Annotated in this window: 9 protein-coding genes; 2 read left to right on the top strand and 7 right to left on the bottom strand. The window is 68.7% G+C overall.

Annotation, left to right across the window (positions count from 1 at the left end; genetic code table 11):
* Together ACFFIA_RS22245 and ACFFIA_RS22240 are read right to left on the bottom strand one after the other, a co-directional pair.
* Positions 1–333 (bottom strand): IS110 family transposase (locus tag ACFFIA_RS22245; protein WP_377253547.1); only part of this gene is annotated, 333 nt, incomplete at its 3' end.
* Positions 334–563: 230 nt separating this feature from the next.
* Complete coding sequence (locus ACFFIA_RS22240; protein WP_377253546.1) at positions 564–992, bottom strand: DUF3151 domain-containing protein; 429 nt, start codon at positions 990–992, stop codon at positions 564–566.
* Between the two features lie 193 nt (positions 993–1,185).
* Here ACFFIA_RS22240 and ACFFIA_RS22235 point away from each other — a divergent pair, with 193 nt between their 5' ends.
* The gene (locus ACFFIA_RS22235; protein WP_377253545.1) at positions 1,186–2,367 is read left to right on the top strand and encodes an LOG family protein; all 1,182 of its coding nucleotides are present in this window, start codon (positions 1,186–1,188) and stop codon (positions 2,365–2,367) included.
* A 1-nt stretch (position 2,368) separates the two neighbouring features.
* Here the strand turns inward: ACFFIA_RS22235 and ACFFIA_RS22230 are convergent, their stop codons facing one another.
* The 3 genes from ACFFIA_RS22230 to ACFFIA_RS22220 all read right to left on the bottom strand — a co-directional run bounded on the left by ACFFIA_RS22230 (position 2,369) and on the right by ACFFIA_RS22220 (position 4,572).
* On the bottom strand, positions 2,369–2,887 hold the full coding sequence (locus tag ACFFIA_RS22230; protein WP_377253544.1) for a hypothetical protein: 519 nt from the start codon (positions 2,885–2,887) through the stop codon (positions 2,369–2,371).
* Between the two features lie 124 nt (positions 2,888–3,011).
* Positions 3,012–4,055 carry a class II fructose-bisphosphate aldolase gene (fbaA, locus tag ACFFIA_RS22225; protein ID WP_377253551.1) on the bottom strand — a complete coding sequence of 348 codons (1,044 nt, stop codon included), beginning with the start codon at positions 4,053–4,055 and terminating at the stop codon, positions 3,012–3,014.
* A 130-nt stretch (positions 4,056–4,185) separates the two neighbouring features.
* On the bottom strand, positions 4,186–4,572 hold the full coding sequence (locus ACFFIA_RS22220) for a phage holin family protein (protein WP_377253543.1): 387 nt from the start codon (positions 4,570–4,572) through the stop codon (positions 4,186–4,188).
* Positions 4,573–4,676: 104 nt separating this feature from the next.
* On the opposite strand from ACFFIA_RS22220, the gene ACFFIA_RS22215 reads away from it, so the two are divergent.
* Positions 4,677–4,886 carry a hypothetical protein gene (locus ACFFIA_RS22215; protein WP_377253542.1) on the top strand — a complete coding sequence of 70 codons (210 nt, stop codon included), beginning with the start codon at positions 4,677–4,679 and terminating at the stop codon, positions 4,884–4,886.
* Positions 4,887–5,146: 260 nt separating this feature from the next.
* Here ACFFIA_RS22215 and ACFFIA_RS22210 read toward each other — a convergent pair whose 3' ends face one another.
* Both ACFFIA_RS22210 and pyrE read right to left on the bottom strand, forming a co-directional pair.
* On the bottom strand, positions 5,147–5,524 hold the full coding sequence (locus ACFFIA_RS22210; protein WP_377253541.1) for an ArsR/SmtB family transcription factor: 378 nt from the start codon (positions 5,522–5,524) through the stop codon (positions 5,147–5,149).
* 64 nt (positions 5,525–5,588) lie between these two features.
* Entirely contained in the window at positions 5,589–6,122 is a 534-nt protein-coding gene (gene pyrE, locus ACFFIA_RS22205) for an orotate phosphoribosyltransferase (RefSeq protein ID WP_377253540.1), read from the bottom strand.
* Positions 6,123–6,152 lie beyond the last annotated feature (30 nt).

Genomic DNA, 6,152 nt, shown 5'->3' with positions numbered 1-6,152 from the left:
CTTGTCGGTCTTCGGCCGGCCCGGCAGGTGCTTGACATCGCGAGCGTTGACCAGCCACACCTCGAACCCGGCCGCCTCCAACAAGTAGAACGGCGGCTTCCAGTACTCCGAGGTCGCCTCCATCACCACCCGGGTCACCCCCAGCCCGGCCAGCCACTCACCCAGCGCGATCAACGACCGGGTCATCGTCGGGTACGTCCTGACCTCCTGCGCCCGCCGTCCCGACCCGCTCGGGCTGGGCACCCGCACGCAACAGACCACCTCGGCCTTGCCGATATCCAACGCCGCGACCCGCTCAACGATCTCGTCACGGTCCCGCGTCTCTTCCAACATCACAGACCTCCCATCCCAGCCGACCGATACCAGGCCGGTCGCCCGCAGGAGCCGCAAGGGCGAAGCGAAGCTAATCCGCGTGCTCGAAGCAACAGTGAAGGGCCCAACAACGCGGCTCCCAGCATCCGACTAGACGACGGCCTCAACGGGGCCAAGGAGCAACGATGTCAACGAGCGACCGGACCCCCATTTTCAGCCCGGAACGGGCGCCCCAACCAGGGGAAACGTGACTAGACGCTCGAAAGCGCGTCGCCGGCCGCCGGATCGCAGTCGCGCAGGAACTGGGCGCACCGGGCCGCCTCGTCCGACTCGCCGATCTCGTCGGCCGCTCGGGAGAGGGTGTGCAGCGAGCGGAGGAAGCCACGGTTGGGCTCGTGCGACCACGGCACCGGGCCGTGCCCCTTCCAGCCGCTGCGGCGCAGCTGGTCGAGCCCTCGGTGGTAGCCGGTGCGGGCGTACGCGTACGCCGTCACGTACCGGCCCTCGGTCAGCGCCCGGGCCGCCAGCGTGGCCCAGGCCGCGCTGTACGTCGGGAAGTGGCCCGCCACATCGGCGTACGCCTCGTCGGTGTCGACCCGCTCCGCCTCGGCCAACGCCACCGCGGCTTTGTCGTCGGCGGGCAACAGCGTGGCGGGCGGTTCGGGCAACAGGTTCTGCATGGGCACATTCAACCCGCATCCTCGCTCATACAGTGCCTGAAAGGCTGAGGGATTCGTCACGCGAGCGGCCGGTGTGCGGGGCTCGTCACTGGACTACAAATGGAAGTCCGGAGCCTCCCCAGGACCCGGTAACGGGAGCCCGGTGGCTAGCGCCGCCGGGCTCTCTCTTGTGGTGATACGGCAGGATTGGCACGTGCCGTCCCTCGATGTCCTTCAGCCGTTTGACACCACGCCGGAAGAAGTGGAGTCCCGCGCCGAGCTAGACCTGCACCTCAAGGGCGGCAGCCTGGCCGGGCTCGCGGTCCAGGGCCTGCGCCTCGATGTCGAGCCGGTGCCCGACCTGGCGCACGTCGATGTCACCGGCACGCTCTTCATCGGCTGCCACTTCGCGTCGGTGGAGGCCGAGGCCGACGTAGTGCGGCGCGGCGCGCACGTGGTGCCGCCCTTCCGCGACCTGCCCTTCCCGACCCACCCCTCGCACCTCTACACTGCGGAGGAGCTGGCTGCGGGCTTCGCGACCGGCGGCTTCGCGGGTATGTACGACACGGTGGTGTACGAGCACTTCCTGGCGGCGGGCGGCGCGCTCCCGGCCGTACGCGAGGCGCTCGCCCAGCGGCTGCACGACCACGGCATCGACAACGCGCTCGCCGACTCGATGGTCTCCTGGCTGGCCGACCACGGACCGGCCTCGGTGATCGGCGTGATGGGCGGCCACGCGGTGCCCCGCGGCTCGTCGGCGTACCGGCTGGCGGCCGCACTCGGCTGGGAGCTCGCGCGGGCCGGCCGGCTCGTGGTGACCGGTGGCGGCCCGGGCGTGATGGAGGCGGCCAACCTCGGCGCCTACCTGTCGACCCACGACGCGGAAGACCTCACCACCGCGATCGACCTGCTCAGCGCCGCGCCGGACTTCCTGGACCACGACGCGTACACGGCGGCGGCGCTGGACGTGCGGGTCCGTTACGCGCCCACCGGCGACGAGGTCGACTGGCCGAGGCGCGGCGGGCTGGCGATCCCCACCTGGCTGTACGGGCACGAGCCCGCCAACCTCTTCGCCGGCCGGATCGCCAAGTACTTCTCCAACGCGATCCGCGAAGACACGATCCTGCGGCTCGCCCGTGGCGGCATCGTCTTCGCCGCCGGGCGGGCCGGCACGGTGCAGGAGGTCTTCCAGGCGGCGACCAAGACCTTCTACGGCACCGACGGCGCGAGCGGTGCGTACGTCTTCCTCGACCGTGCATTCTGGACGGAGACGCTGCCGGTCGAGTCGCTGCTCCGGCCGCTGCTGGCGCTCTCCCCGGCCGGCGACCTCTCCGGCACGATCCACGTGACCGACGACGTGCACGAGGCCGTTCGCGTCCTGACCGCCGAGCGGTAGGTCAGGCGATCGGCACGCGGCACCAGAAGCCGACCGGCAGGTCGACCTCGGTCTCGTCGGTGATGCCGTTCTCGTCCAGCGCGTTGTAGATCGCCAGTCGCGAGCCCTCGAAGAGGAACTCGACCGCGTGCAGGACGCGCGGGCGCCAGTGCGAGGGCATGATCCGCTCGATCACGTTGACCTCGCGCAGCCGCCGGCCGCGCGCGCCCAGCAGCGCCTGATGGGCGTCGGCGCGCCAGTCGAGCGTGAGGCCGGGCCAGTCCAGTGGCATGGACATGTCGACCTGGCCCCAGGTGATGCCGCATTCGTCGAACTTGCGGTGGGTCACCTCGACGTTCACGTCGCCGAAGCCGAGGATCACCGGACCGTCCGCGAACCACTGGCGGCGCTCCAGGTCCCACATCAGCCAGGCACCCTCCAACGTCCGCCCGACGATCCGGGAGAAGCGGGGACGGTGTACGGCTGCCAGCGTCTTCCCGCTGTGACACCACTGCGGCTCGTACCCTTCGATGCCGAGCACGACCGACCTCCAGGGGGCATTCAGATCGGACGATCGTACCGAAAAGCCGCCCATGACCACGGAACGGCACGCGGCCGGCCCCCAAACGGGGACCGGCCGCGGACCGACCAGAAGCTCTTGATCGTTACTTGGAGAGGGTGGTGCCGGTCGAGCGAAGGTGCTCGCACGCCTCGACCACGCGCTTGGCCATGCCCTCCTCGGCCGCCTTGCCCCAGGTGCGGGGGTCGTACGACTTCTTGTCGCCGACCTCGCCGTCGATCTTGAGTACGCCGTCGTACTTGGTGAGCATGTGCCCGGCGACCGGGCGGGTGAACGCGTACTGCGTGTCTGTGTCGATGTTCATCTTGACCACGCCGTAGTCGAGCGCGGCCCGGATCTCCGACAGCAGCGAGCCGGAGCCGCCGTGGAAGACCAGGTCGAGCGGCTTCTCCTTGCCGTACTTGGCGCCGAGCGCGTCCTGGATCTCCTTGAGGATCTCCGGCCGCAGCTTGACGTTGCCCGGCTTGTAGACGCCGTGCACGTTGCCGAAGGTGAGGGCGGCGATGTAGCGGCCCTTCTCGCCGAGGCCGAGCGCGGCGACCGTGGCGAGGCCGTCTTCGACGGTGGTGTACAGCTTCTCGTCGATCGCCCCGACGATGCCGTCTTCCTCGCCGCCGACCACGCCGACCTCGATCTCCAAGACCACGTGCGCGGCGGCCGCCTCGGCCAGCAGCTCCTCGGCGATCTGGAGGTTTTCGTCGAGCGGCACGGCCGAGCCGTCCCACATGTGCGACTGGAACAGCGGCCCCTCGCCCCGCGCGACCCGGTCCTTCGAGATCGCGAGCAGCGGGCGGACGAAGCCGTCGAGCTTGTTCTTCGGGCAGTGGTCGGTGTGCAGAGCGATGTTGACCGGGTACTTCTTGGCGACCTCCGCGGCGTACGCCGCGAACGCGACCGAGCCGGTGACCATGTCCTTCACGGTGGGGCCGGAGAGGTACTCGGCGCCGCCGGTGGAGACCTGGACGATACCGTCGCTTTCCGCCTCCGCGAAGCCGCGCAGCGCCGCGTTGAGCGTCTGCGACGACGTCACGTTGATCGCTGGGTACGCGAACGCGCCGGCCTTGGCGCGGTCGAGCATCTCGGAGTAGACCTCAGGGGAAGCGATAGGCATTCGAACGCTCCTAAGTATTCGGGCTTGAGTGCGCCGGACCGCGCTGTCCTCCAGCCGGAAGTATCGCGCAGGTCACCAGCGGCCAGGCCACCGGCCCACACGGTGTCCAGACTGGCCCGCCACGCTCGCCCACCGGAGGTGGCGGGACCTAATGCTTGCCCTCCCACCGGTCCGGGATCACGAGGCTGATCAGCCAGCTGACCACCGCCATCACGATCGCCCCCCAGAACGCGGGCCAGAAGCCGTCAATGTGGAACGGCAGGTCGAGCTGGCCGCTGATCCAGTCGGTGAGCAGGAAGAGGAGCGCGTTGACCACGAGCGCGAAGAGCCCCAGCGTGAGGATGTAGAACAGGCACCCCACGACGTGGATAATCGGCTTGAGGACGGCGTTGACCAGGCCAAATATCAGCGCGACGATGATCAGGGTGAGCGCGTTGCGACCGCTGGAACTGCCGGTCACCTCGATGTTGGGCACCACCAGCGTGGTGATCCACAACGCCACGGCGTTGATCGCCCAACGAACCAGAAAACCCACCACTCCATCCTGACACCCCAGCACCGGACCCGAGGCCGGTTTCCCCACCTTGATCAGCGGGCACCCTGCCCGCCATACCCCGGGAAGAGCGGAAGGAGGCCGTCATGGCCGACCCCGACGAAGACTTCGAGATGGAAACCCACGTCGCGGCGGAGGAACGCGACCTGGAGGCGCCGGCGGAAGACACAGTGGAGCAGGCGACGGTGGCCGACCCGGCCGAACAGGAGCCGGAGGTGCGCCGCGGCCTCGAGGTGAACGACTGGGACGCGCTGGAACAGGCCCGTGTCGTCAACCTGGACGACGACTACCGGTAGCGCCGTCAGCCTTCGCGAGGCGCGGCGCCGGATTTTCGGGAGCGTCACGTGGCGGTTGCCATCGCCGACGCGCCATGGTGCCGAGCCGGATGGAGCCGGCCGCACAGGGCGCCAGCCCTCCCAGGTTTGATCAAACCTTGGTAGCTACCGCCTGTGATGGGCGATGCCGCGCGCCAAGGGCACACGAGACATGAGGAAATCGCCCGACGTCACTGAAGCTGCTCAGCAATCTCGGTGCCGCCGGGCGATTCCGCGCTAACTCAGCGAGCCTTCTTGGTGGCCCGCTTACGCGGTGGAGTCAACAAGTCCGCGATCGTAGCGATCGCGGAAGGCACCAGCCGGTAGTAAGCCCACACACCGCGCTTCTCCCGCTCCAGCAAGCCGGCTTCGGTGAGGATTCGCAGGTGGTGGCTTACCGTCGGCTGCGAGAGGCCGAGCGGTGCGGTGAGGTCACAGACGCACGCCTCGCCCTCCGGGGCCGACTGGATGAGGCTCAAGAGCCGCAGTCGGGCCGGATCGGCGAGTGCTTTCAGGACCCCAGCGAGGCGCTCGGCATCAGCGCGCTCGATCGGCTCGCCGCCAAGCGGCGAGATCTGAGGCATGGTCGTTTCAGCCAACGCAGTTCCCACGTACTCCATCCTTCCACCTACACCATCGATCCGCCTGCATATCAGCAGGTCCGAATCGACAAACTTGTTAGACCTAAAGGCCGAGGTCGCCCAACGTGTAGGCAGCGCGGTACGGGAGTCCCACGTCCCGAACCACCTCGCCCGCACCCCGATCAACGATAACCGCGACACCCACAATCACGGCTCCGGCCTGTTTCAATGCCTCGACCGCGGTCAGCACACTGCTGCCCGTCGTCGAGGTGTCTTCCACCGCCACCACTCGGCGGCCCGCCACATCGGGACCTTCGATCCGCCGCTGCAACCCGTGCGTCTTCTCCGCCTTGCGCACCACGAAGGCGTCGAGCTGCCGCCCCGTGGCCGCCGCCGCGTGCAGCATCGCCGCAGCGACCGGATCCGCGCCCAGCGTCAGGCCACCAACCGCGTCGAACTCCCAGTCGGCGGTGAGGTCGAGCATGACCCGACCCACGAGCGGGGCTGCCGCGTGGTGCAACGTCACGCGGCGTAGATCGACATACCAATCGGCCTCGCGACCTGAGGACAGCACCACGCGGCCCCGGACAATGGCCAGTTCAGTGATGGATTTACGCAGGTCGTCATGGTCCCCCATGGCGCACAAGGGTACTTGCCGAATGCCCGG

Source organism: Phytohabitans kaempferiae, assembly GCF_042433955.1.
GTDB lineage: Bacteria > Actinomycetota > Actinomycetes > Mycobacteriales > Micromonosporaceae > Phytohabitans > Phytohabitans kaempferiae.
Note: the sequence above shows the minus strand (reverse complement) of the source record. Positions and strands in the feature narration are given on the sequence as shown.

What these genes read in the sequence shown, in the direction of transcription:
- ACFFIA_RS22215 (WP_377253542.1), top strand. Translation starts at nt 4,677, where the DNA reads ATGGCCGACCCCGACGAAGACTTCGAGATGGAAACCCACGTCGCGGCG.
- ACFFIA_RS22210 (WP_377253541.1), bottom strand. Translation starts at nt 5,524, where the DNA reads ATGGAGTACGTGGGAACTGCGTTGGCTGAAACGACCATGCCTCAGATC.
- pyrE (WP_377253540.1), bottom strand. Translation starts at nt 6,122, where the DNA reads ATGGGGGACCATGACGACCTGCGTAAATCCATCACTGAACTGGCCATT.
- ACFFIA_RS22240 (WP_377253546.1), bottom strand. Translation starts at nt 992, where the DNA reads ATGCAGAACCTGTTGCCCGAACCGCCCGCCACGCTGTTGCCCGCCGAC.